At 60.5% G+C, this 21,752-nt stretch carries 23 protein-coding genes; 13 read left to right on the top strand and 10 right to left on the bottom strand.

What is annotated here, in order from left to right:
* Window positions 1–10 precede the first annotated feature (10 nt).
* On the bottom strand, window positions 11–751 hold the full coding sequence (locus KUA11_RS04660; protein WP_217409174.1) for a S24 family peptidase: 741 nt from the start codon (window positions 749–751) through the stop codon (window positions 11–13).
* A 261-nt stretch (window positions 752–1,012) separates the two neighbouring features.
* On the opposite strand from KUA11_RS04660, the gene KUA11_RS04655 reads away from it, so the two are divergent.
* On the top strand, window positions 1,013–1,273 hold the full coding sequence (locus tag KUA11_RS04655) for a helix-turn-helix domain-containing protein (protein ID WP_217409173.1): 261 nt from the start codon (window positions 1,013–1,015) through the stop codon (window positions 1,271–1,273).
* A 4-nt stretch (window positions 1,274–1,277) separates the two neighbouring features.
* Here the strand turns inward: KUA11_RS04655 and KUA11_RS04650 are convergent, their stop codons facing one another.
* Window positions 1,278–2,972: a SulP family inorganic anion transporter gene (locus KUA11_RS04650; protein ID WP_217409172.1), complete on the bottom strand. Its 1,695-nt coding sequence runs from the start codon at window positions 2,970–2,972 to the stop codon at window positions 1,278–1,280.
* Between the two features lie 99 nt (window positions 2,973–3,071).
* On the opposite strand from KUA11_RS04650, the gene hslV reads away from it, so the two are divergent.
* Genes hslV through tmpT form a run of 4 tightly spaced genes read left to right on the top strand, consistent with a single transcriptional unit; the run spans window position 3,072 to window position 6,093 of the window.
* Window positions 3,072–3,662 (top strand): ATP-dependent protease subunit HslV, encoded by a 591-nt coding sequence (gene hslV / locus KUA11_RS04645; RefSeq protein ID WP_217409241.1) that lies wholly within the window; start codon window positions 3,072–3,074, stop codon window positions 3,660–3,662.
* Window positions 3,663–3,666: 4 nt separating this feature from the next.
* Window positions 3,667–4,983: an ATP-dependent protease ATPase subunit HslU gene (hslU, locus tag KUA11_RS04640; RefSeq protein WP_217409171.1), complete on the top strand. Its 1,317-nt coding sequence runs from the start codon at window positions 3,667–3,669 to the stop codon at window positions 4,981–4,983.
* On the top strand, window positions 4,983–5,438 hold the full coding sequence (locus tag KUA11_RS04635; RefSeq protein WP_217409170.1) for a SufE family protein: 456 nt from the start codon (window positions 4,983–4,985) through the stop codon (window positions 5,436–5,438). Before hslU ends, KUA11_RS04635 begins: the two co-directional genes overlap by 1 nt.
* Before the next feature lie 13 nt (window positions 5,439–5,451).
* Window positions 5,452–6,093 (top strand): thiopurine S-methyltransferase, encoded by a 642-nt coding sequence (tmpT, locus tag KUA11_RS04630; RefSeq protein WP_217409169.1) that lies wholly within the window; start codon window positions 5,452–5,454, stop codon window positions 6,091–6,093.
* A 9-nt stretch (window positions 6,094–6,102) separates the two neighbouring features.
* Here tmpT and KUA11_RS04625 read toward each other — a convergent pair whose 3' ends face one another.
* From KUA11_RS04625 to KUA11_RS04615, 3 genes are read right to left on the bottom strand one after another with little or no spacing between them, the layout of a single operon-like run.
* A complete protein-coding gene (locus KUA11_RS04625; protein WP_217409168.1) occupies window positions 6,103–6,600 on the bottom strand; it encodes a CinA family protein in 498 nt (165 codons plus the stop codon).
* Between the two features lie 50 nt (window positions 6,601–6,650).
* Window positions 6,651–7,646, bottom strand: a complete 996-nt coding sequence (gene trpS, locus KUA11_RS04620) for a tryptophan--tRNA ligase (RefSeq protein ID WP_217409167.1) — start codon at window positions 7,644–7,646, stop codon at window positions 6,651–6,653.
* 45 nt (window positions 7,647–7,691) lie between these two features.
* Window positions 7,692–8,165: a c-type cytochrome gene (locus tag KUA11_RS04615; protein ID WP_254454650.1), complete on the bottom strand. Its 474-nt coding sequence runs from the start codon at window positions 8,163–8,165 to the stop codon at window positions 7,692–7,694.
* Between the two features lie 93 nt (window positions 8,166–8,258).
* Between KUA11_RS04615 and KUA11_RS04610 the strand changes: the two genes are divergently transcribed.
* Complete coding sequence (locus KUA11_RS04610) at window positions 8,259–8,534, top strand: hypothetical protein (protein WP_254454649.1); 276 nt, start codon at window positions 8,259–8,261, stop codon at window positions 8,532–8,534.
* A gap of 47 nt (window positions 8,535–8,581) precedes the next feature.
* Here KUA11_RS04610 and KUA11_RS04605 read toward each other — a convergent pair whose 3' ends face one another.
* Complete coding sequence (locus KUA11_RS04605) at window positions 8,582–9,079, bottom strand: FKBP-type peptidyl-prolyl cis-trans isomerase (protein ID WP_408744148.1); 498 nt, start codon at window positions 9,077–9,079, stop codon at window positions 8,582–8,584.
* Window positions 9,080–9,165: 86 nt separating this feature from the next.
* On the bottom strand, window positions 9,166–10,407 hold the full coding sequence (locus KUA11_RS04600) for an argininosuccinate synthase (RefSeq protein ID WP_217409166.1): 1,242 nt from the start codon (window positions 10,405–10,407) through the stop codon (window positions 9,166–9,168).
* Window positions 10,408–10,655: 248 nt separating this feature from the next.
* Here KUA11_RS04600 and KUA11_RS04595 point away from each other — a divergent pair, with 248 nt between their 5' ends.
* The 6 genes from KUA11_RS04595 to KUA11_RS04570 all read left to right on the top strand — a co-directional run bounded on the left by KUA11_RS04595 (window position 10,656) and on the right by KUA11_RS04570 (window position 17,544).
* A complete protein-coding gene (locus KUA11_RS04595; RefSeq protein WP_217409165.1) occupies window positions 10,656–11,567 on the top strand; it encodes a glycosyltransferase family 9 protein in 912 nt (303 codons plus the stop codon).
* 47 nt (window positions 11,568–11,614) lie between these two features.
* On the top strand, window positions 11,615–12,694 hold the full coding sequence (locus KUA11_RS04590; RefSeq protein WP_254454680.1) for a glycosyltransferase: 1,080 nt from the start codon (window positions 11,615–11,617) through the stop codon (window positions 12,692–12,694).
* Window position 12,695: 1 nt separating this feature from the next.
* Window positions 12,696–14,468, top strand: a complete 1,773-nt coding sequence (asnB, locus tag KUA11_RS04585; RefSeq protein ID WP_217409164.1) for an asparagine synthase (glutamine-hydrolyzing) — start codon at window positions 12,696–12,698, stop codon at window positions 14,466–14,468.
* A 38-nt stretch (window positions 14,469–14,506) separates the two neighbouring features.
* The gene (locus KUA11_RS04580; RefSeq protein ID WP_217409163.1) at window positions 14,507–15,826 is read left to right on the top strand and encodes a dihydroorotase; all 1,320 of its coding nucleotides are present in this window, start codon (window positions 14,507–14,509) and stop codon (window positions 15,824–15,826) included.
* Window positions 15,827–15,919: 93 nt separating this feature from the next.
* The gene (locus tag KUA11_RS04575) at window positions 15,920–16,294 is read left to right on the top strand and encodes a hypothetical protein (protein WP_217409162.1); all 375 of its coding nucleotides are present in this window, start codon (window positions 15,920–15,922) and stop codon (window positions 16,292–16,294) included.
* A 143-nt stretch (window positions 16,295–16,437) separates the two neighbouring features.
* Window positions 16,438–17,544, top strand: a complete 1,107-nt coding sequence (locus tag KUA11_RS04570; protein WP_368040923.1) for a radical SAM protein — start codon at window positions 16,438–16,440, stop codon at window positions 17,542–17,544.
* Between the two features lie 9 nt (window positions 17,545–17,553).
* On the opposite strand, the gene der is transcribed toward KUA11_RS04570, so the two are convergent.
* The 3 genes from der to KUA11_RS04555 form a co-directional block, all read right to left on the bottom strand.
* On the bottom strand, window positions 17,554–19,017 hold the full coding sequence (gene der, locus KUA11_RS04565; protein ID WP_254454678.1) for a ribosome biogenesis GTPase Der: 1,464 nt from the start codon (window positions 19,015–19,017) through the stop codon (window positions 17,554–17,556).
* A gap of 79 nt (window positions 19,018–19,096) precedes the next feature.
* Complete coding sequence (locus tag KUA11_RS04560; protein ID WP_217409160.1) at window positions 19,097–20,491, bottom strand: outer membrane protein assembly factor BamB family protein; 1,395 nt, start codon at window positions 20,489–20,491, stop codon at window positions 19,097–19,099.
* A 55-nt stretch (window positions 20,492–20,546) separates the two neighbouring features.
* Window positions 20,547–21,236: a hypothetical protein gene (locus KUA11_RS04555; protein ID WP_217409159.1), complete on the bottom strand. Its 690-nt coding sequence runs from the start codon at window positions 21,234–21,236 to the stop codon at window positions 20,547–20,549.
* 177 nt (window positions 21,237–21,413) lie between these two features.
* On the opposite strand from KUA11_RS04555, the gene KUA11_RS04550 reads away from it, so the two are divergent.
* A complete protein-coding gene (locus KUA11_RS04550) occupies window positions 21,414–21,749 on the top strand; it encodes a hypothetical protein (RefSeq protein ID WP_166313785.1) in 336 nt (111 codons plus the stop codon).
* Window positions 21,750–21,752 lie beyond the last annotated feature (3 nt).

Raw genomic sequence — 21,752 nt, 5'->3', positions numbered from 1 at the left:
AGCCTACCCCTCACACCCGGTGAAGGCACCATGCGACGCGCCCGATGATGGTCAGTGAGTGGCCATCTACTGGTGTGCCGAACACCGTATCTTCGGCGCGAAACGTTTCGGGCGGATAGATGGGGTTGTCCGACTGCACGAGAAACCCTGCCTCGGTGCGTGACACCCGTTTCACAAACAACGCACCACGCATGACGATAGCATAAACCCCCTCGATACGCGCCGTTTCGCGTGTGTCGATCACCAACCGGTCGCCGCTGCGGATGGTGGGCAGCATGGAATCTCCCTCTGCCGTGACGATCAGCACGGCGGATGCCTGAAGGCCGAGATCTTCCGAGACGAAGCCGCGCGGAAAACGCATCTGTGTCGGAGATTCTTGATCGCAGACGCTCCCAAAACCGGCTGAGGCGCGAGCGTTGTAGTACGGAATAGTGACGAGATCGCTCTCGCTGTGCCCTTTTGCCTCAACGGTATCCCCGAAAAACAGCCATTGCGCGCTAACTCCGAGGACAGGCGCCAGTCGCTCGATCAGGCCCGGATTCCAGACTCCTTCTGGATCGAGATGACGGCGAATGGTCGTAAGAGCCGGCTGTCCTTCTGTTTCCTCGCGAATGTCCCTGAGCGTTTTGCCTGAACGATGAATGGCGAGCGCCAGCCTGTTGTGCGGGGTGGATGCATCCGGGGGCGGCCCACCGGCCAGGCCGGGTGGCCGTCCGCGACGTTGAGAAACAGGGCGAGAAGACTGTCTCATTATCCAGCTTTCATATCATACATGAGACTAAAATGTTCCTGTTTTGTTCTTGATTTTATGATCGGAAACGATGCTTTAATCGTCACGAGACGCGCCTCCCAGCCTGCCCGGGTTGGAATTGGCCCGACCCCGGAACTTCAGGAGCCGGAACATGGCACGTGACCTTGCAGAAAGACAAGACCGTGACTGTGTTTTTGTATCATTTTTGCTCCGAAAAGTGCCGCTGAAGAAAATACAGAGCATTCATCGGAAAAGTTCGCCATGACGAAAAAATTTGCTTCGGCCCACAGAGAGTCTCTCGACAGCCAGATCGTAGCACTTGCCGCGCGGGGAGCGTCTATTCGCAGGATTGCCGAGATGACGGGTGTTTCGCGTTCCTACACTCACAGGGCGCTTGTCGCTGTGCGGGACCGTAACACCCGCATCAGCGATATCCGCCGTGAGTGCGGCGGGCAGCCGCTCGCGCCCGGTTCGAACATCTCCTGCGCCGCAATCGGTTTGCGGCCTTACAGTCCGTTCTGATCGGTCATGAAGTGTGTCCAGTGACTGTTCTTGGGGAAGGTAGTTCTTTTTCGGCGGCCTCCACGGCTTCATGCAACGTGGAGCGGATGCGCTCTGCTCCGATGAGCGCGGTCAGCCCGTGACGGTCCATGTCGCTGCGCAGCCATGGGCTAACCCGTCCGAGAAAGACCGTGACATGCTCGCTCGAGAGTTCGGCCAGCAGTTCGCGCATCGTCTGAGCGGCCGAATAATCGATGTCGGTCATCGCGCTGGCGTCCAGCACGAGGCAATGCACGGGAGAGGGGGCGTGCGCCACGATCTCGCGGATATCGTCAGCGAAATGGGTGCTGTTGGCGTAAAACAGGTCCGCGCCAAAGCGGTAGATCACCAGTCCCGGCTCACTTTCGGACCCCGGCGTTGCCGGCTCGGCCTCGAAGCCTCGTCCGTTGGGGCGTGGATGCAGGATCATGGTGTGCGGCTCATAGCTGTGGCGCACATGCCGAAATAGCGAGATGGCGATGGCAAGAAAAATACCCTGCTGCACGTTGATCGCCACCACGGCGGCAGCGGTGATCAAGGCCAGTCGAAATTCGCCGGGGCTTTCGTGTCGGAGCGCCCTGATGCCCTTCATGTTCACCATGCCCATGGCGATGACCAGCACGATGGAGGCCAGCACACAGCGCGGCAGAAACTGGAGGGGAGCCGTGAGAAAAAGCAGCACCACAAGGGCAGTAAGAGAGAAGACCACCTGTGCCCGCTGCGTGCGTGCGCCAGCCCGTACACCCATGGCCGTCTGGGTGGGACTACCGTTGACGGTGAAGGCGCCACTTATGGCAGCCGCAAGGTTGGCGGCGCTGAGGCCGAGAATATCGGCGTCTGCGTCCAGAGACTCATGAAAGCGTGTCGCGAAACTGCGGGCGGTGGCGACGCTCTGGGCGATGATGACGAACACGCAGGAAGCCGCGACGGGCAGTAATTCCAGTGTCTCGTTCCATGACAACCATGGAAGATGAAGGCTTGGCAGACCGTCTGCGACCGGTCCGATCACGGCCACGCCACGGTCGGAGAAATGCCAGTACCAGCTTGCGGCGATCGCAAAGACGATGACCAGAAGCGGTATGGGGGCATCCGGCACAAAGCGACGGCCACCTGTCACGCACAGAACGGTTGCCAGAGACAGAAAGGCGGAAAGCGGGTGCAGATGCATAAACGCTGTCAGTGTCCGTGCGAACACGATCAGGGCGGTCGGGCCGGTGATATGCAGCCCTAGCATTTCGGGAAGCATGGTCAGGGACACCTGAAGACCCACGCCTGTCAGAAAGCCCATGAGCACGGTCAGCGACAGAAAATCCGCAAGGAATCCCAGACGAAATATCCGGCCGACAAGGAGAAAGGCCGCACACAGCAACGTCACGACACCGACCATGGCCACGTAATGCGGCGATCCCGGCTCGGCCAGTGGGGCGAGACCACCCGAGAGAATGGCGGCCGTTGCGGAATCGGCTGCGACGACCAGATGGCGCGACGAGCCGAGCAGCGCGAAGGCCAGCGGAGGAAGAAGGGCCGTGTAGAGTCCGGTCACCGCTGGCATGGCGGCTATGCGGGTGTATCCCAGCACCTGCGGAATGTTGACGGAGGCAAGCGTCAGCCCGGCCACCACGTCGCGCAGGAAAGAAGGGGAGCCACTGGGCGGCCTGTTCTGGGGTGTGGGGGTGTTCATACCCGGTCGGGTCCTGTCTTGCGTCCGGGGGCTGATGCCAGCGGGAGGAGGAAGGTGCGCCTCTTGTGATCGGCGACAAAGTGCCTATTTCTCATGACCATGAATACATACCAGACTTCGCAGCACGATCCTGTCGGGTGGCACGGCACTACCATCCTCTGCGTCCGCCGGGACGGAGAGGTGGCCATGGCCGGTGATGGACAGGTGTCCCTTGGCCCGACCGTCATCAAGGGCAACGCGCGCAAGGTGCGGCGCATCGGTGCGAAGCGGAACATTCTGGCCGGGTTCGCTGGCGCCACGGCGGACGCTTTTACGTTGCTGGAGCGGCTGGAAGCCAAGCTGGAGCGCTTCCCCAACCAGCTTGAGCGCGCTTGCGTGGAACTGGCCAAGGACTGGCGCACGGATCGCTATCTGCGACGGCTGGAAGCCATGCTCATCGTGGCGGATAAGGATCATTCCTACACCGTGACGGGCAACGGCGACGTGCTGGAACCTGAGGACGGCATTATCGCTATTGGCTCCGGTGGTAATTTCGCGCTGTCTGCCGCGCGCGCTCTGCTGCCGATCGAGGGATTGTCGGCCAGTGAGGTTGCCAAGCGGGCGATGCGGATCGCGGGCGATATCTGTGTGTACACCAACCACTCGGTCACGCTGGAAGTCATTGGCGGGTCCGAGACGAAGGGTGAGTGATATCATGAGCATCATTCATTTCTCGCCGTCCGAGACGGTGGCGGAACTCGACCGCTTCATCATTGGTCAGACCGATGCCAAGCGCGCGGTAGCCATCGCGTTGCGTAACCGCTGGCGGCGGGCGCAGTTACCTGAAGGTCTGCGTGAAGAAGTCGTTCCTAAGAACATCCTCATGATTGGCCCGACGGGCTGCGGTAAGACCGAGATCGCGCGCAGATTAGCCAAGTTGGCACAGGCGCCGTTCCTGAAGGTGGAAGCCACCAAGTTCACGGAAGTGGGCTATGTCGGGCGCGATGTGGAGAGCATCGTGCGCGATCTGGTCGAGGTCGCCATCACCATGCTGCGCGATCAGCGCCGCCGCGATGTGCGTCCGCGCGCTGAGAGTGCGGCTGAGGAGCGTCTGGTGAGCGTTCTGGCTGGGGAGGCGTCCTCTGCCGACACGCGCTCGCATTTTCGCAAGCTGCTGCGTGGCGGCACTCTGGACGACAAGGAAATCGAGATCGCCATCACGCCCGATCCGGCGGCGTCATCCGGTCCCGAGATGCCGGGAATGCCGCCGGGGGCGGCGCTGAACTTTGGGGACATGATGAAGAACATCATGGGCCGTGCGCCGCAGACCAAGCGCATGACGGTTGCCGCTGCGCGTGAGCAGATCATCCGCGAAGAAGCAGACAAACTGCTGGACTCGGATGCTCTGACCCGCGAGGCGGTGCAGCATGTGCAGGACAACGGCATCGTCTTTCTCGATGAGATCGACAAGGTGTGTGCACGCTCGTCCGAGGGAGGATTTCGCGGTGGAGACGTGTCCCGTGAAGGCGTGCAACGTGATCTGCTGCCACTGATCGAGGGCACAACCGTTTCCACCAAATATGGCCCCGTGAAAACGGACCACATCCTGTTTGTGGCATCGGGCGCGTTCCATCTGGCCAAACCCTCGGATCTGCTGCCCGAGCTTCAGGGGCGCCTGCCGATCCGTGTGGAGCTTCAGCCGCTCTCGCGCGACGATTTGCGCCGCATTCTGACGGAGCCGGAGCACTCGCTGGTGCGGCAGTACAAATCTCTGCTGGAAACCGAAGGTGTCACGCTGGAGTTTGAGGACGCGGCGATCGATGCGTTGGCCGAACTGGCTGCGGATGTGAACGAGCGGGTTGAAAACATCGGTGCCCGGCGTCTGGCGACAGTGATGGAAAAGCTGCTGGAAGACATCTCTTTCACAGCGTCTGAACACAAGGGCGAGACCATTACCGTGACAGGTGACCTTGTGCGCGAACGTGTCGAACCCCTTGCCAGCAAGGGTGACCTCAGCCGGTTTATCCTGTGATGACAGTCGATCCTTTCGTCAAACCAGAAGATGAAACGGCGCAGGATGCCATTGCAGCCATTGGAGAGGAGCTTGATCTCTTCGATGACTGGATGGACCGTTATCAGTACATCATCGAATTAGGACGTAAGCTGCCGCCATTCCCGCAGCAATGGACGGATGATGCCCATCGTGTGCCCGGTTGCCAGAGTCAGGTCTGGCTGGAGGCCCACAAGGACGAGAACGGCCTGCTCTATTTTGCCGGAGCGTCCGACGCGGCCATCGTGTCCGGTCTCGTGGCGTTGTTGCTCCGGGTTTATTCAGGGCGAACGCCAGAGGAAATCTTGGCAACCGATCCGTCTTTCCTGAGTGATCTCGGGCTGGTGCAGGCCCTTTCGACCAACCGGGGCAACGGAGTGGAAGCGATGGCACGAGCCATTCGCACCCGTGCTACGCATGAGCAGGACGCGGACTGAGGAGACGGCACGCATGGACACGACGTTCTGGCTGGACAAATGGGACCGCCGCGAGACGGGTTTCCATGAGATCAGTCCCAACCCGCTGCTGACGGAGAATCTGTCGGTCCTGAATCTGAAACCGGGAGCGTCCGTGTTTGTGCCGCTCTGTGGCAAGACGCTCGATATTGGTTGGCTGCGTTCGCAAGGCTATGCAGTGGTGGGTGTGGAACTCAGTCCGTTTGCCGTGTTGGAACTGTTCGAGGATCTGCATCTCACCCCGCATACGACGAAAGCAGGGGTATTGACCTGCCATGCGGCACCCGGCTTACGGATTTTCGAAGGCAATATCTTCGATCTCGATGCCGATATGTTGGGCAAAGTGGCGGCGACGTGGGATCGGGCCGCGCTCGTTGCTCTGCCGAAAGAAGTGCGCGCGCATTATGCGGCTCATGTCACGGCCCTGACGGGGGACGCGCCACAATTGCTGGTGACGCTCGATTACGATCAGCAGCAGGTCTCCGGACCACCTTTCGCGGTGTCGGGAGATGAAGTGAAAACGCTTTATGGCACGGCGTATCGTGTCAGTGAGGTGGTTTCGCGTCCGACGTCTGTGAAGGGAAAATGCCCTGGCACTGAAAGCCTGTGGCATCTCTCGCCTGTTTTCGGAAGCTGACGCGCGTTCTCAGATCGCTTGATGAGCAAGGCGCAGGGCATGTTGTACGGTCTGTGCCCGCACGCTCTCCCTGTCGCCGTCAAAGATCTGGCTTTCCGCATAGGGAGGCTGTCCGCGTCGCTGAACACCAAACCACACCAGACCGACGGGTTTGGTGGGCGTGCCGCCGTCAGGACCGGCGATACCGGTCGTTGAGATGGAGATATCCGCATCTGGCCCGTGATCGAGAGCGCCTGAGGCCATGGCTTTCGCTACAGGCTCACTGACCGCCCCCCATGTTTTCAGCAGGTCCGGCGCAATGCCGAGACATGATTCTTTCATGGTGTTGGAATAGGTCACGAACCCGCCTGAAACGGCCACCGACGAACCGGCATGATGCGTGAGCGCGCTCGTGATGAGGCCGCCGGTGCAACTCTCGGCTGTGACGATCATGAGACCGGCGGCCTTCAGCGCTTCCAGAAGATTTTTTGCCTCGATCAGAACGGCGGAGGGAAGGGAGGCGGTCATGGACAATCCTTCCTGTGAAAAGAGACGCTGGGGACGTCCCTTCAGTCATTTTACTTCAAAAAGCCCACAAGACGCTCTGCTTCCGTGACGATCGGATCAGCAATGGCGGCTGCCCGCTGGCCACCATCGCGCAGAATGGCATCAATGTGGGGCACGTCACCCAGAAGACGCGCCGTTTCCTGTGCAATCGGCTCGATCCGGGCGACGAGAACGTCCGTCAGAGCCTTTTTGAACGGACCGAAACCCTCGCCGCCGTGCTGTTGAAGAACCTGTTCCGGAGTCTGGTCGGCAAGAGCCGCGTAGAGCCCCACGAGGTTACGGGCCTCCGGGCGTTCTGCCAGTCCTTCGGGTGAGGAGGGCAGGGGCTCGGGGTCCGTCTTGGCGCGACGGATCTTGAGAGCGATGGTGTCGGCATCATCCGTCATGTCGATGCGGCTCTGGGCGGAGGCGTCGGATTTGGACATCTTCTTCGCGCCGTCGCGCAGGCTCATCACGCGCGCGGCTTGCGGGGGCACGAAAGCTTCGATCTCGGGAAAGAACTCGACTTCGTAGTCATGATTGAACTTCTTGGCGATGTCGTTGGCCAGTTCGATATGCTGGCGCTGGTCATCGCCCACCGGCACTCGGGTGGCCTTGTAGGCCAGAATGTCGGCGGCCATCAGATTGGGATAGACATACAGGCCCGCCGAATGGTTCTCGCGGTCTTTGCCAGCCTTGTCCTTGAACTGCGTCATCCGGTTGAGCCAGCCCAGACGGGCGACGCAGTTGAAAATCCAGCCCAGACGGGTGTGGGCGCTCACGGCGGACTGGTTGAAGAGAATGTGCTTCACCGGGTCGATGCCGGAGGCGAGCAGCACGGCGGCCTGCTGGCGGGTCTGCTCACGCAGTTCAGTTGGGTTCTGCCACACCGTGATGGCGTGCAGATCCACAAGGCAGAAAATGCACTCATGGTCGGCCTGCAACGCCACCCAGTTGCGGATGGCGCCGAGATAGTTGCCCAGGTGAGGAATGCCGGTCGGCTGGATGCCGGAGAATACACGTGTCATGGGGTGATGTTCTCGGGTGTTTCAGGGCAGCGGGTCAAGCGGGGATCAGGGCATGCCCTGTGTGTGGGAGAGTTTGTCGCGCAGATTTGCCACTCCGCTCGCACCAATGCGATGGGCGCGGGCGTAGGCCACGTCTTCGGGCATGATTTTCGGAGCGGGCTTTGTGCCGCCCTGCTCGGACAGCCATGTCAGAATGGTGGCGGCCTGATCGTCCTTGAGATAGCGGAAGAGGGGCATCTCGGCGTTGTAGGGGGAGCCATTGGCCTTTATCGGACCGCTCAATCCGTTCATGAGCACAGCGGCGAGATAGGCACGGCCTTCAGGTGTAGTGGCGATCCTGTCGATGCGCCCGATCAACGGCGGGACCGAACCTGCCATCCCCTGTCCTCCGTGATGACAGATCCCGCAGTTTGATCCATAGAGATAGCGCGCGGTGGGATGGCGCGAGCAGCCTCCCAGGAAAAGGAGAATGGCCATGACCGGCAGGAGCGAGCGGCTCAGGCGGATGGTGATGGGCATGCATCCTGTGCGAGACCGGCGATATAGAAATGAAGAGATCGTTTTCCGGTCGGCTGCGTTGTTTTTCATGTACAATTCCAAGGAGCCCAGACGATGAATTCTTCTCGTCATTTCATGTCCGTCTCATTTGCCTGCGCCGTTATTGTCGGTCTTGCGACAGGGAACGTCTTGTTGTCGCAGGCCCATGCTGCGACGCGCGAGCAACAGACAGCCGCCTGCAAGGGAGATGCGCTCAAGTTCTGCACCTTCGACATTCCCAACGAGAAGAAGATTGCCTCCTGTCTTCAGGCCAAGCGTGAGAAGCTCTCTCCTGCCTGCAAGGCAATGTTTCCTGAAAAGAAGAGCAGCGCGAAGAAAAAGCCGAAGTGATAAAAGAAAACCGCCCTTTCCTGTAACGGGAAAGGGCGGTTCGAGTGTTACTCGGAGGCGTGATCCACACCCAGAAGCTGGATCTTGAAGATCAGCGGACTGTTGGATGGGATGATGCCCAGTTCACGGTTGCCATAGCCCAGCTTGGCCGGGACATAGAGCATCCATGTATCGCCCACATGCATCATGGGCAGCGCTTCCATCCAGCCCTGCACCAGCCCGTCTAGCGGCATGCGCATATAGGCGCCCTGACCGTGCTGATCGGAACTGTCGAAGATTGATCCATCCGGCAGACGGCCTTCATAGATCAGCATCATCATGTCGCCCTTGCGGGGAGATGCACCATCCTTGGGACCGGAAGTCAGCACCTTGTAGGCCAGTCCGTCCGGCAGAACCTTCACGCCCGGCTGGGAAATTTCCTTCTGCATGATCTGTTCGGCCGTAGGCTCTGGCTCGTCCTTGTTCCCGCAGGCAACGATCGGCAGACACAGGGCCCCCGCCAGTGCAAGCGGCAGGATACGATGGGATTTCGGAAAGAAACGCACCTTGTTACCTCGGATTTTGTTCAGGATCAGGCAGAAACGTGCAGTTCGCCCCGAGGTTGTTACACCACGGGGCAGAGCTGGAAGCGTCAGAGCGAGCCGCCGCGACGACCGATCTGGCCGCCCAGACGCAGGCGCAGCGCATTGAGCTTGATGAAGCCCTGCGCGTCCTGCTGGTTATAGGCGCCCTCATCATCCTCGAACGTGACGACGCGGGTGTCATACAGGCTGTTCGGGCTTTCACGACCCACGCAGATCACGTTGCCCTTGTAGAGCTTCAGACGCACGCGGCCTGTGACAGAATGCTGGGATGCGTCGATCAGAGCCTGAAGCATCCGGCGCTCGGGCGAGAACCAGAAACCATTATAGATGATCTCGGCATATTTCGGCATCAGACTGTCCTTGAGGTGCATGGCCTCGCGGTCGAGCGTGATGGATTCGATGCTGCGATGCGCCGTCAGAAGGATCGTCCCGCCCGGCGTCTCGTAAATGCCGCGCGACTTCATGCCGACAAAACGGTTTTCCACGAGATCCAGACGTCCGATGCCATTGGCGCGACCCAGCTCGTTCAGCTTGGTCAGCAGCGTGGCGGGTGACATGGCCTCGCCATTGATGGCGACTGGATCGCCCGAGACGAAATCGATAGTGATCTCGGTGGCCTTGTCGGGAGCCGCTTCCGGCGCGATCGTGCGCTGGAAGACGATCTCTTCCGCGCCGATGGCGGGATCTTCGAGGATATTGCCCTCGGAGGAGGAGTGCAGCAGGTTTGCGTCCACGGAGAACGGAGCTTCGCCGCGCTTGTCCTTGGTGACCGGAATCTGGTGCTCTTCCGCAAACGCCAGCAGGCGCGTGCGTGACGTCAGATCCCACTCACGCCACGGCGCGATCACCTGAATGTCGGGCTTGAGCGCGTAATAGGCCAGCTCGAAACGGACCTGATCGTTGCCCTTGCCGGTTGCGCCATGTGCCACGGCATCGGCGCCGACCTGCTCGGCAATCTCGATCTGACGCTGGGCGATCAGCGGGCGGGCGATGGAGGTGCCGAGGAGATACTGGCCCTCATAAAGGGTGTTCGCGCGGAACATCGGGAACACGAAATCCTTCACGAAGGTCTCGCGCAGATCCTCGACGAAGATTTCCTTCACGCCGAACATCTCGGCCTTCTTGCGGGCCGGCTCAAGCTCTTCGCCCTGACCCAGATCGGCGGTAAAGGTGACGACCTCGCAGCCATAGGTCGTCTGCAACCAGCGCAGGATGACCGAGGTGTCGAGGCCGCCCGAATAGGCCAGAACGACCTTCTTGATACGTCTGTTACCGTCGGCGCCTGCCATGCGAGCCTCTCTAGAAGTATGTGTTGATCCGTGTATCGCTCCTTCCGTCCAGTCAGATGGACAGAGGATTTGCGCTGTTCACTAGCACTCGTTGCTACTCCTGCACCACCCCTGCCTGACGGTGGAGAAGTCTTGCTGAACAGGGGAGATGAGGCCTTCAGAAACTTTCCAGCAGAAGAAATTTCGTAATGTCAGGATCGTGCTCTGCCCTTGGCGGTGAACGGCCGCACGGGTATCACTGCCATCTAATGCGCATTCTCTTCATCACGGCCACGCGGCTTGGCGATGCTGTCCTGTCCACAGGGCTGCTCGACCATCTGATTCGGACACGGCCGGATGCGCGGTTCACCGTGGCCTGCGGACCGGTGGCGGCGGGCCTGTTCGAGCGCATGCCCCGCCTTGAACGTCTGATCGTCATGACCAAGCGGCGACATGACCGGCACTGGCTGGATCTCTGGCGCGTCTGCGTGGGGCAACGCTGGGACATGGTGATCGATCTGCGCGGTTCCATGACAGGATATTTTCTTCGCGCCCGTACCCGCCGGATCATGCGGGGAGGACGCCGGAGCGGCGCACGTGTCGCGCATGTAGGAGAGGTACTTGGTCTGAATCCGCCTCCCATGCCGGTGGTGTGGACGGATGAGGCGGATCGTGCCGTCGCCTGTGACGTGCTGGGGGATGGCCCCGTGATCGCCTTTGGACCAACGGCCAACTGGGAGGGCAAGGTCTGGCCCGCAGAGCGCTTCGTGGCTCTGTGGCATGTCTTGCAGCACGCCTTTCCCGACCATCGGCTGGCGGTGTTGTATGGCCCGGGTGAGACGGAACGCGCTATGGTTGCGCCTCTTCTGGCCATTGAAGACGCGATTGACGCAGGTGGCCGTTTCTCTCTGGCCCAGACGGCGGCCATGCTGGAGCGTTGCGATCTGTTCGTGGGCAATGATTCCGGTCTCATGCACCTTGCCGCAGCCGCCGGAACACCCACTCTTGGATTGTTTGGACCTTCAAGGGCAAGCGAATACGCGCCAAGCGGGCAGCGAACCGCATGGGTGGTGGCGCCGGGGCCGGAAGGTGAGGCTCCCATCGCTGGGTTGAACATTGAAGTGGTGGCGCAAGAGGCGCTGGTTCTTCTTGGCGCATCCAGAGCAGAGGCAACGGCATGACCCTGATATCTGGCGATCTTTCACGGCATCTGGACCCGGAGCTGCTCATGCCCGGCGCCATGATGCCGGTGACGCCGGCTGTCATGCCGCGTGTCGCTCATGTGATGGCGGGTGCCGCGGCCGGTGGAGCAGAACTGTTTTTTGAGCGGCTGTGCATCGCGCAGGCAAAGACGGGCGTGCCCGTTCTGCCGGTCATTCGACGTGATGAAGCAAGGCTTGCCCGGCTGAAGGCTGGTGGGCTGACGCCTCGCGAACTGCGCTTTGGAGGGCAGGCGGATCTGCTGACCCGTCCGAAGCTCAACGCCACGTTGCGTGCCTTCCGTCCGGACGTGGTTGTGGCCTGGATGAACCGGGCCGCACGTTTCGCGCCCAGTGGGCCGTGGACACTCGCGGGGCGGCTCGGCGGGTTTTACGATCTGTCCTATTACAAACGCTGCGAGCATCTGGTGGGGAACACGCATGGTCTGGTCGCGTGGATGATCCGTCAGGGATGGCCGCAGGACCGCGCGCATTACGTGCCCAATTTCGCGACCGATATCCGTAATGTCGAGCCATGGCGTCCGCCCGAGATTCCATCCGGTGTGCCGTTCATTCTCGCGCTTGGACGGCTGCACACGAACAAGGCGTTCGATGTGCTGATCCGCGCCATGAAGCGTCTGCCCGGCGTGCGGCTTATGATCGCGGGAGAGGGGCCGGAGCGTGAAATGCTGGAGACGCTGGTGCGGACTGAGCGGGTGCGCGACCGGGTGTTCATGCCCGGCTGGGCGGACGCAGCGCGGTTGGTGCGTGCGTGCGATGTGCTGGTCTGTCCTTCGCGTCACGAACCTTTGGGCAATGTAGTGCTGGAAGGCTTTTCCGGCGTCCGCCCGGTTGTCGCGGCCGCTTCTCAGGGGCCGCGTGAACTGATCGTGCATGGCCGGAACGGTCTGCTCGCCGCCATCGACGATGATGCGGCGCTGGCGACTGAGATCGCGCGGGCGTTGGGCGATCACGCCTTGGCACGGCGTCTGGCTCTGGCGGGACGGGCGACATATGACCGGCAGTTTGCGCCGCAGCCGGTGTTGGAAGCGTGGCTCGGGTTTATGCGGAACGTGGCCCCGGACCCATCCGTTCAGCCGAGCGTCTGAAATGTGTGGCATCGCGGGTATTGCGTATCGACCGGGTGCCTCTCCCAGATCGCGGGAGGTGCTGGACCGGTTGGCGGCTGCACTTGCCCATCGCGGTCCTGATGGCGCTCATGTGGAGCGGCGTGGCGGCATCGATCTGGTGCACACGAGGCTGGCCATTGTGGACATTGCAGGCGGCGATCAGCCGCTCCATGCAGGATGTGCAGCACTTATCGCCAATGGGGAAATCTACAACGATCCTGCGATCCGTGCCCGGCTGGGGGCTGTGCGTTTCACGACTTATAGCGATTGTGAGTCCGCTCTTGTGGCGTGGCAGGAGGATGGTCGCGGTTTCGCGCGTGATCTGCGGGGCATGTACGCCATTGCTCTGGACGAGGGGCAGGATGGGCGTCTGCTTCTGGCGCGTGACCCGTTCGGTATCAAGCCGCTCTACATTGCGCGTCTGGAAGACGGCGTAGCGTTTGCCTCCGAGCCGATGGCGCTCATTCGCGCCGGGTTAGCAAAGGCAGCCATACGTTCCGAAAAGCCACTGGAACTTGTGCAGCTTCAGTTCACAACAGGCACGCAGACCATTTTTAGCGGCATCGAGCGTGTGAATCCGGGCGAGACGTTAGAGATTCATCGGGGCGAGATCGTCTCGCGTCGTTTTGTGGCTGCTACACCTGCGGCTGATGCCGAGACTATTACGGAAGACAAGGCGCTTGCACGTTTGGATGACGCATTGCTTGACAGTGTGCGCGCTCATGAGCGGGCGGATGTGCCGTTTGGACTGTTTCTTTCGGGCGGTATCGACAGTTCCTGCGTGCTGGCAGCCATGGCGAAGTTGCGTCAGGCAAGCAGCGGTTCGGCGCCGCTTCTGACATGGACGGCAGGGTTCGATGTGGCAGGTGCTGCGGATGAGACGGCCCATGCCGCAGAACTGGCCCGCAGCGTAAGGGCGGCCCATGAAATCGTGCGGGTGACGCGGAGCGATTTCTGGGCACATTTGCCTGCGATTGTCGCCTGTATGGACGACCCAGTGGCGGATTATGCCATCGTTCCCACATGGTTGCTGGCACGCAAGGCGCGGGAGCAGGTTAAGGTCGTGCTGTCGGGTGAAGGCGGCGACGAACTGTTTGCAGGATATGGGCGCTACCGTCGCGCGGCAAAGCCGTGGTGGTTGGGAGGACGGCCCATGCGCAGACACGGTCTGTTGGATGGGTTGGGTGTGTTGCGCGAACGTCCCACCGGTTGGCGGGACGGCTTGGCGGCGGCGGAACGGACATGTGTGGGGCAAGATCATCTCACGACAGCGCAGGCGGTGGATGTGCGGGAGTGGTTGCCCAACGACCTGCTGCTCAAACTTGACCGCTGCCTGATGGCGCACGGTCTGGAAGGCCGGACGCCGTTGCTTGATCCGGTGGTGGCGCAAGTGGCGTGGAATCTTCCCGCGCACCTGAAAATCCGTAACGGACAGGGGAAATACCTGCTGCGTCGCTGGCTGGAACGGGAATTGCCCTCTTCCCGACCGTTTGCGCCCAAACAGGGATTCACCGTGCCGGTAGGGGCATGGATCGAAGAGCGGGGTGCTCAACTCGGTCCGCTGGTGGCGCGACAAAGCGCTGTCGCGGGGCTGGCCAGACCGGATCGAGTGGAGGCGCTCTTTCGCGGAGCTTCGGGACGCAAAGAAGGGCTGGCCGCATGGGCGCTACTGTTTCTCGCCCTGTGGCACCGTATTCACATCGAGGGCGTGTCGCCCGATGGCTGCGTCTCTGATACCTTGCGTGCCCACTGACATTAAAGCCGTTCATCATCGGAAGGACACGGACGACCATGCGCTACGATCTGATCATCCGGGGAGGCACCTGTATTCTTCCGTGGTGCGAGGCCGAGACCGATATCGGTGTGGTGGATGGAAAAATCGCCTCGATTGCGGTCGAAGCGGGGGCCGAGGCAGCGGAGGTGATCGACGCACGCGGCCTGCATGTCCTGCCCGGGCTGATCGACGCGCATGTCCATCTGCGCGATCCGGGCAATCCGGCGGTGGAAAGCATCCCGACTGGCACGAAGGCGGCAGCGCTTGGCGGCGTGGCGACCGTGTTCGACATGCCGAACACCAAGCCTGCCGTGACCAATACGGAAATGCTGCGTTGGAAGCAGGAATACGCTTCACGGGAGTCGTGGGTCGATTTCGCGTTCTATATTGGTGCGACGCGCGAAAACACGCCGGATCTTGCGGCTTACGAGCAGTTCGATGGGGTGTGCGGCATCAAGGTTTTTGCCGGGTCATCCACCGGCGATCTGATGATTGAGGATGACGATGGCATCGAGGCCGTGTTGCGCAGCGGTCATCGGCGCGTGTCATTTCACTCCGAAGACGAATATCGCCTGCAGGCGCGCCGCAAGGAGTTCGAGGTCGGCATGCCGTACGAGATGCACGCAGTCTGGCGTGACGCGGAGTGCGCATTCCTCGGCACACGACGCATTGTGGCGCTGGCCCGCAAGACGCGCCGTCCGGTTCATATTCTGCATGTTTCGACGGAGGAGGAATACAAATTCCTCCAGAATTATCGAGACATTGCTACTACCGAATGTCTGGTGAATCATCTCTCGCAGGTTGGGCCGGAATGTTATCACGAACTCGGCGGTATGGCGGTGATGAATCCTCCAATCCGCGATCAGCGGCATCAGGACGCGGCGTGGCGGGCTGTGCAGGATGGCATGGTGGATGTGATCTCGTCCGACCATGCACCACATTCGCGTGAAGCGAAGGAAAAGCCGTGGCTGGAATGTCCGTCCGGTCTGACGGGTGTGCAGACGATCGTGCCGGTCATGCTGGACCATGTGAACGCAGGACGCTTGTCGCTTGCGCGTCTGGTGGACACGATGGCGGCGGGTCCGGCACGGGTTTACGGCCTACAGGCCAAAGGACGCTTGACGGTCGGGTATGACGCGGACTTCACGTTGGTGGACATGAAGGCGCGGCGGCGCATTTCCAACACATGGCTGGTGACACCGGCGGGCTGGAGTCCCTTCGATGGCAAGTCGATCAGGGGGTGGCCGATGGCGACCATCGTGCGCGGACGCACTGTCATGCGTGAGGACAGCATTTTGGGTGAGCCTCAGGGACGTCTTGCCTGTTTCCTGCCGTGATCCGATGAGATGAAGCGGTGCGGAAGTCTGTTTTCAGAACTTCCGAGTCGAGAACGGGGGCATGGGGCCCCCGCACAAGGACATCGCAAGATCATGACGTTTCCTGTCCGTCTGTTCGCCATTTTCGCTCTTGCCGCAGCCCCGGTCGCCGCACACGCTGAAGGTGTGTGGAGTGCGCAGGGGTGCGGCTCCGAGCCGTCCATGCCTTCGCTCGATGTGTCGTCGGTGGAGCGCTACAACGCGAGCATCGACAAGGCCACGACCTACGAGAAGGCTGCGCGCACCTACAATGCCTGCGTTTCTCGGGAAGCCACGAAACAGCAGACCGCCATCAGCAATGAAGCAAAAGTGAAGATGGGCCATATTCAGGAAGGTAGTTCAGCTGTTCAGAAGCGGATCGGCGCCAATTTCACGAAAATTGCGTCTCAGCTCAAAGCAGCGGACGCAAAGTTCGGCAAGAAACACTGAAATTCACTGAAGATATTTCTCATTTTCTTGTGATCCCAAGGAAACGAATGGGAGACATCTTCGTTCTTCCGGTCTGAATTGACGTTTCAATATGTTACAGTGTTTTTGACTGTTTCTGAAACATTCTGACCGGAGGGTTTGACGTGAGCAGCAGTAATCCGTCTCATCTAGGAGCACGAGCGGCGTCCCTTTTGCCTGCCGCTCTGGATGTTTCCGTTACGGATTACTGTAATGCCGATTGTGATTTCTGTGGCTTTGCCAAATCCCGCATGAAAGGCAAGCCGCGTCATTTCATCGATGCGGATGAGTTTATTCGCGCGCTTCCCATTCTGTCACGACGCCATATCTCTTTCGTTGATTTTCAGGGGGGCGAGCCACTGCTGCATCCCCGTATCGTTGACATGGTGGCAGCGGTACGGCGTCACGATATGAAGACGAATCTGATCACCAATGGGTGGTCATTGCCAGAACGCGCGTGTGAACTGGCGGATGCGGGCCTGAAGGCGCTGTTCATCTCCATCGATAGTGACGATATCGCTCTCCATGAGAAAAACCGGGGTCTGCGGGGAGTGGGCGAGCGTATCCGCGATGGCATTGCCTATATGAGTGCGCGCCGAATTCCGGTGATGGCATCTGTCACGGTGTCGCGTCTGGTGGATTTTGCAAAACTTCCTGACACATTGGGAAGTTTGGGATTCAGTGGAGTGACGTTTTCCTATCCACGCCGGGAAGCTTTCGACTCTTCATCGCTGGTTTTCAACGAAGACAGTGAACTCATTGATTTCACGGACGATGAACTGATTGAAGTGCTTGATCGTATTGTGGAGATGAAAAAGAGTTTTCCCGTGCTCAATCCCACGGCCTCCATACGTGACATTCAACGTCACATTCGTGGTGAACGTGAGCACTTTCCCTGTGTAGGGGGCTATAAATATTTCTACATGGACTGGAAACTGAATGTCTGGCGGTGCGAGGCATGGAACCAGCCGATGGGATCGGTTTTTGAATTCGATAAAATCGCTGATGATCGCACGCCATGCACGAACTGCATGATGTCCTGTTACCGTGATAGCAGCACGATGATGTATGCGCCGCTCGCCGCAACTGAGGCGCTGGATTATCTCGCGCAAGCGCAGGTGAGGCAGGCGGCGCAATCTGTCTTCAATCGCCGTGTTCTGGAATCGGCGAAATCCACGCTTCAGGAAGCCGGTCTGCTTTTTCGTATGTGTCGAGGTTATTCCGCCAGTTGAGGCGTACCCCTACGCTTCGTCAGCATAGGGGTTTTTCGTGCCTCGTAACTGAAGGCGGATCGGCACGCCCTCCAGTCCAAAAGTCTCGCGCAGGCCATTCACCAGATAGCGTTTGTAATCGTCGGGCAACTGGTCGGCGCGTGTGCCGAAGACCAGAAATGTGGGAGGCCGAGCTTTCACTTGCGTGATGTAGCGCAGCTTGAGGCGGCGTCCGCTTACCAGCGGCGGCGGATGACGGTCCAGCATCATCTCGAACCAGCGGTTCAGCTCACCCGTAGGCACGCGCGAGTTCCAGATATTCGCCACGTGCCGCACAGCGGGAAGCAGCTTGTTTACACCTGCGCCGGTTCGGGCGGAAAATGCCACGACCGGCAGCCCGCGCATCTGGGCCAGAGAGATGTCGAGCCGGTCATGGATTGCTTTGCGGGTTGCCACGCGATCTTCCACGGCATCCCATTTGTTCAGCGCAATGACGCAGGCGCGTCCTTCACGCTCGATCAGGCGGGCAATGTGCAGATCCTGATCGTGGATGCCAGACAACGCATCGATCACCAGCACCACGACTTCAGCACGTTTGAGCGCCTCAATCGTGGCGGACGTGGACATTTTCTCCAGTGACTCGTCGATGCGGGCCTTTCGGCGCAGACCGGCCGTATCAACGACCTGCACCTCACCGTGCTCGTCACGCGCGATGACAGCCACGGAATCCCGCGTAAGGCCGGGTTCCGGGCCGGTAATCATGCGTTCTTCGCCCAGCACGCGATTGAGAAGCGTGGACTTTCCCGCATTCGGGCGTCCGACAAAGGCGATTTTGAGCGGGCCGGGAGGAGGAACTTCGACGTCTTCTTCGGCATCCACGAGCGACACATCTTCGGGAAGCTCGGCTGTGCCTTCGAGAATATCGGACAGGCTGACTGTCGCTTCGGTCTTTTTGACGACCGGTTTTGCTGGCAGCTTCTCTTTTTTCTCGCGGGGTGTTTCGGGAGGCAGAGCGTCCACGATCATTGTCATCAGGTCTGCGATGCCGTCGCCATGTTCGGCGGAAATGCCAATTGGCGTGCCGAGCCCGAGCGAGAAGGCTTCCATGGCCGCAGCCGCTCCGGCTTTGCCCTCGGCCTTGTTGGCGACGAGAAGAATGGGACGGTTCTGGCGGCGCAGCCATGTGGCAAAATGCTCGTCGGCGGGTGTAATGCCGGCACGGGCGTCGATGCAGAACAGCACGAGATCAGCCGTCTGCACGGCCTGTTCGGAGGATGCGCGCATCCGTCCGAACAACGTGTCGGGAGCTGATTCTTCCAGTCCCGCCGTGTCGATCAGGCGAATGGTGCGCCCACGCAGCGTGGCTTCGCCTTCCTTGCGATCACGAGTGACGCCCGGCTGATCGGCCACCAGCGCCTGACGGCGGCCCACCAGACGGTTGAATATCGTCGATTTGCCGACATTGGGGCGCCCGGCAATGACCACCGTGGCCATCTGCCCGGTGGGCAGCGGCGCTTCCGGGCGGAGCGGGAGGCGCTGGTTACGGCGCGAGCCCCGTCGTGTGTGTGGTGTGTCAGCCATAGGCGGAAAGGTCACCCCGGTTATCGACGATCAGCATCAGGTCGTCGGAGAAAATAGGTTCTACGACCGTCGGCGCGGGCATCTTCTCAAGGGCAAGAAGCTGACCGTTGCGTGGGTCGAGTGAGACGAGGCCATTATCCGGTAGCGTGCTGACGCACAGGAGTTTACCATTGGCGAGAACCGGGCCGGTCCATGTCACGCCATCTTTCTTGGCGCTGACGCGGCGATACTGCCGCAACTGGGTGATCCAGCGGACCTGACCCGTGAGGCGATCGAGACAGGCCACCTGTTCATCAAGCGTAATGATGAAAAGCCAGTCATCCACGACAAGAATCGCGTTCATGCTGGCGATTGAGCGCTCCCACAGACGACGGCCGGAGCGCATATCGATGGCCACGAATGAGCCGGCCACGCTGGCGGCATAAGCCGTGCCGCCCTGCACGACGGGGAGACTGCGGATGCAGGAGAAATCGAGAGCTGAAGCCTGTCCGTTGCCGGCGCTGAGCGTGTCGCTCCAGACCACCTCGCCACTTTCCTCACGCAGTGCGGCCAGATCGCCCGAACCAAACGCCGCCAGCACGATACCGTTCACCACGGCCACCGCAGGGAGGCCGAACATCACGGTTTCCGCCAATGTGGCCGAATAGGTCCAGAGTTGGTGGCCGGATGTGGCGTCGAGCGCGAAGAGACGTCCGTCAATGGTGGTGACGAACACGCGGCCATTGGCAATGGTGGGAGCCGAACGACCCGGTGTGTCGAGGTTGATGCGCCATTTCACTTTTCCGGTCGCGGTTTCCACCGCCACCGTCTGCGACACGCCATCGACAATATAGAGCGTGTCGCCATTGGCCCCGATCCCGCCGCCGAGATCGCTGGATTTCAGGCGGCTGGGTTTGGGGTTGAAATGCCACTCTTCCTTCATGCCCGGCCATGAAAAGGCCCGCACGATTCCGGCCGCGTCCATTGTAAAGATGCGGCCCTGATGAATGACGGGCGAAGCCTGCAACACGCTTTCGCCGTTGGAACCGAGGGCAGCAAAAGCGAGAAAGTCTGGCTCCGAGGTGCCATGGCCAATGGAGCGGGTCCAGCGACGATGCAATTGACCTGACCAGGCGTAGTTCGCTCCGACATGACTGGGGGTGCGACCGCTCATTGGCCAGTCCGTCGTTTTCAGCGGAGCCGGAACGGTGATAGCGGGTTGCGGCTCATTGCTTTTGCTTACGACCAGACCGCCGCGCGAACTCAGCACTGGCACGCGATGACCGGCCAGAGTGGGCTTTTTCTCATCATCGAACAGGCTGCATCCGGCGAGGGCGGGCATCGCCACCGTTCCGGTCAGCAGGGTCCGCAGGAAACCGCGACGGCTGTTGCGGGCGAGCTGGTTCATGAAGGTATTCTCGACGATAGGGAGGGCGAAAGAGAAGGGCGCATGATCCGGTGTATCAGCCAGCTGCGCTGAGCGTCTGGAGCAGGGCGCCTGCGCGCATCCTCACGCCCGATGGCGCACCCGGATCCTGCATCAGGGCGGTCAATTTCTGGGTGGCGCTTTTCATGTCGCCCGTGCGGATGTCCAGCGCCGCCAACTGTTCGCTGGCAAGAGCGGAGAAAGCATCGTGCTGGCCGACCAAAAGGGAAAGACGGGAGCGCAGGGTGGGAATGTTTCCGTCATCAAGCTGCCACTGACACCATAAAAGCGTGGCCAGAGCACGGAGCTGTGGATCGGCCGCCGTGTTGCCTTGAATATCGCTCCACTGAGCGAGCGCCTGTTTCACCTCGCCATGGGCGGCCTGTGACGCGGCAAGCCTCAGTCGGGCGAGGGTTGCGATATCGCCCGTGCCGGAGGTGGCGACACGATCGAGTTGTGTGATGGCGGCCTTCTGCGTGTCTGTCAGTGGCGCGCTGGTGCCAGCCACGGACGTATCGGACCCCATGTCCTTCAGTGCCTTGATATAGGCCGCGGAAAGAGTGCGCGTCTGTTCCTGCATATGGGCGTGACGATAGCTCCAGCCTGCCGCGCCGACGCCGAGCACGATCACCAGGCCGATTCCCACGCCAGCAAGCCTGCGGGCCCTTTGGCGAATCTGTTCGATGCGGAATTCCGTCTCCGCTTCCTTGAAGATTTCGTCAGTCACAGGGGTTTGGGCTCTCCATCGGGCAGATTTCTCTTCCCATTTCATCGCGCGGCGACAGGGAATGAGCGGCACAGGGTATTTTGGTGGACAATAGCGGGGCGGAAGGATTGCGGCAAACCCCATGGAAAGCGACGCTTGGTAAGTGTTTCTTCATGCTGTCAGGGCACAAGCGAAGGCATGGTTAGCAAGCGTCTCATCGTTCCTTTGCTGTTGCCGATTCTGGCGGGATGTTCCGCGCCTCAGATCGGTTCGTTCGCCATGGGTCGCGATTGCAGCGCGGCCGAACTGGAGAAGGGGGTGGGCTGGTGTTCGCCGCCAGAAACGCCACCGCCACCTCAGCCATACTGCACCGCTGGGTGGAGTGGCGTCGATTGCTGGAGCCGCCCGGATCTGATGCCCAATGTGGCCCGTTCGGTTGCAGAAGGTCCGACCGGGCTTACGGCTGAGCAGAATGCAGTTCGGTTGAACAAGGATTATACCAACACGCCACCATCTTCCCAGAACAGCTACTGAACC

Origin of the sequence: Acetobacter estunensis, assembly GCF_019083805.1 — a bacterium.
Classification (GTDB): Bacteria; Pseudomonadota; Alphaproteobacteria; order Acetobacterales; family Acetobacteraceae; genus Acetobacter; species Acetobacter estunensis_A.
Note: the sequence above shows the minus strand (reverse complement) of the source record. Positions and strands in the feature narration are given on the sequence as shown.

What these genes read in the sequence shown, in the direction of transcription:
- KUA11_RS04660 (WP_217409174.1), bottom strand. Translation starts at nt 751, where the DNA reads ATGAGACAGTCTTCTCGCCCTGTTTCTCAACGTCGCGGACGGCCACCC.
- KUA11_RS04655 (WP_217409173.1), top strand. Translation starts at nt 1,013, where the DNA reads ATGACGAAAAAATTTGCTTCGGCCCACAGAGAGTCTCTCGACAGCCAG.
- KUA11_RS04650 (WP_217409172.1), bottom strand. Translation starts at nt 2,972, where the DNA reads ATGAACACCCCCACACCCCAGAACAGGCCGCCCAGTGGCTCCCCTTCT.
- hslV (WP_217409241.1), top strand. Translation starts at nt 3,072, where the DNA reads ATGAATACATACCAGACTTCGCAGCACGATCCTGTCGGGTGGCACGGC.
- hslU (WP_217409171.1), top strand. Translation starts at nt 3,667, where the DNA reads ATGAGCATCATTCATTTCTCGCCGTCCGAGACGGTGGCGGAACTCGAC.
- KUA11_RS04635 (WP_217409170.1), top strand. Translation starts at nt 4,983, where the DNA reads ATGACAGTCGATCCTTTCGTCAAACCAGAAGATGAAACGGCGCAGGAT.
- tmpT (WP_217409169.1), top strand. Translation starts at nt 5,452, where the DNA reads ATGGACACGACGTTCTGGCTGGACAAATGGGACCGCCGCGAGACGGGT.
- KUA11_RS04625 (WP_217409168.1), bottom strand. Translation starts at nt 6,600, where the DNA reads ATGACCGCCTCCCTTCCCTCCGCCGTTCTGATCGAGGCAAAAAATCTT.
- trpS (WP_217409167.1), bottom strand. Translation starts at nt 7,646, where the DNA reads ATGACACGTGTATTCTCCGGCATCCAGCCGACCGGCATTCCTCACCTG.
- KUA11_RS04615 (WP_254454650.1), bottom strand. Translation starts at nt 8,165, where the DNA reads ATGCCCATCACCATCCGCCTGAGCCGCTCGCTCCTGCCGGTCATGGCC.
- KUA11_RS04610 (WP_254454649.1), top strand. Translation starts at nt 8,259, where the DNA reads ATGAATTCTTCTCGTCATTTCATGTCCGTCTCATTTGCCTGCGCCGTT.
- KUA11_RS04600 (WP_217409166.1), bottom strand. Translation starts at nt 10,407, where the DNA reads ATGGCAGGCGCCGACGGTAACAGACGTATCAAGAAGGTCGTTCTGGCC.
- KUA11_RS04595 (WP_217409165.1), top strand. Translation starts at nt 10,656, where the DNA reads ATGCGCATTCTCTTCATCACGGCCACGCGGCTTGGCGATGCTGTCCTG.
- KUA11_RS04590 (WP_254454680.1), top strand. Translation starts at nt 11,615, where the DNA reads ATGCCCGGCGCCATGATGCCGGTGACGCCGGCTGTCATGCCGCGTGTC.
- asnB (WP_217409164.1), top strand. Translation starts at nt 12,696, where the DNA reads ATGTGTGGCATCGCGGGTATTGCGTATCGACCGGGTGCCTCTCCCAGA.
- KUA11_RS04580 (WP_217409163.1), top strand. Translation starts at nt 14,507, where the DNA reads ATGCGCTACGATCTGATCATCCGGGGAGGCACCTGTATTCTTCCGTGG.
- KUA11_RS04575 (WP_217409162.1), top strand. Translation starts at nt 15,920, where the DNA reads ATGACGTTTCCTGTCCGTCTGTTCGCCATTTTCGCTCTTGCCGCAGCC.
- der (WP_254454678.1), bottom strand. Translation starts at nt 19,017, where the DNA reads ATGGCCACGGTGGTCATTGCCGGGCGCCCCAATGTCGGCAAATCGACG.
- KUA11_RS04560 (WP_217409160.1), bottom strand. Translation starts at nt 20,491, where the DNA reads ATGAACCAGCTCGCCCGCAACAGCCGTCGCGGTTTCCTGCGGACCCTG.
- KUA11_RS04550 (WP_166313785.1), top strand. Translation starts at nt 21,414, where the DNA reads ATGGTTAGCAAGCGTCTCATCGTTCCTTTGCTGTTGCCGATTCTGGCG.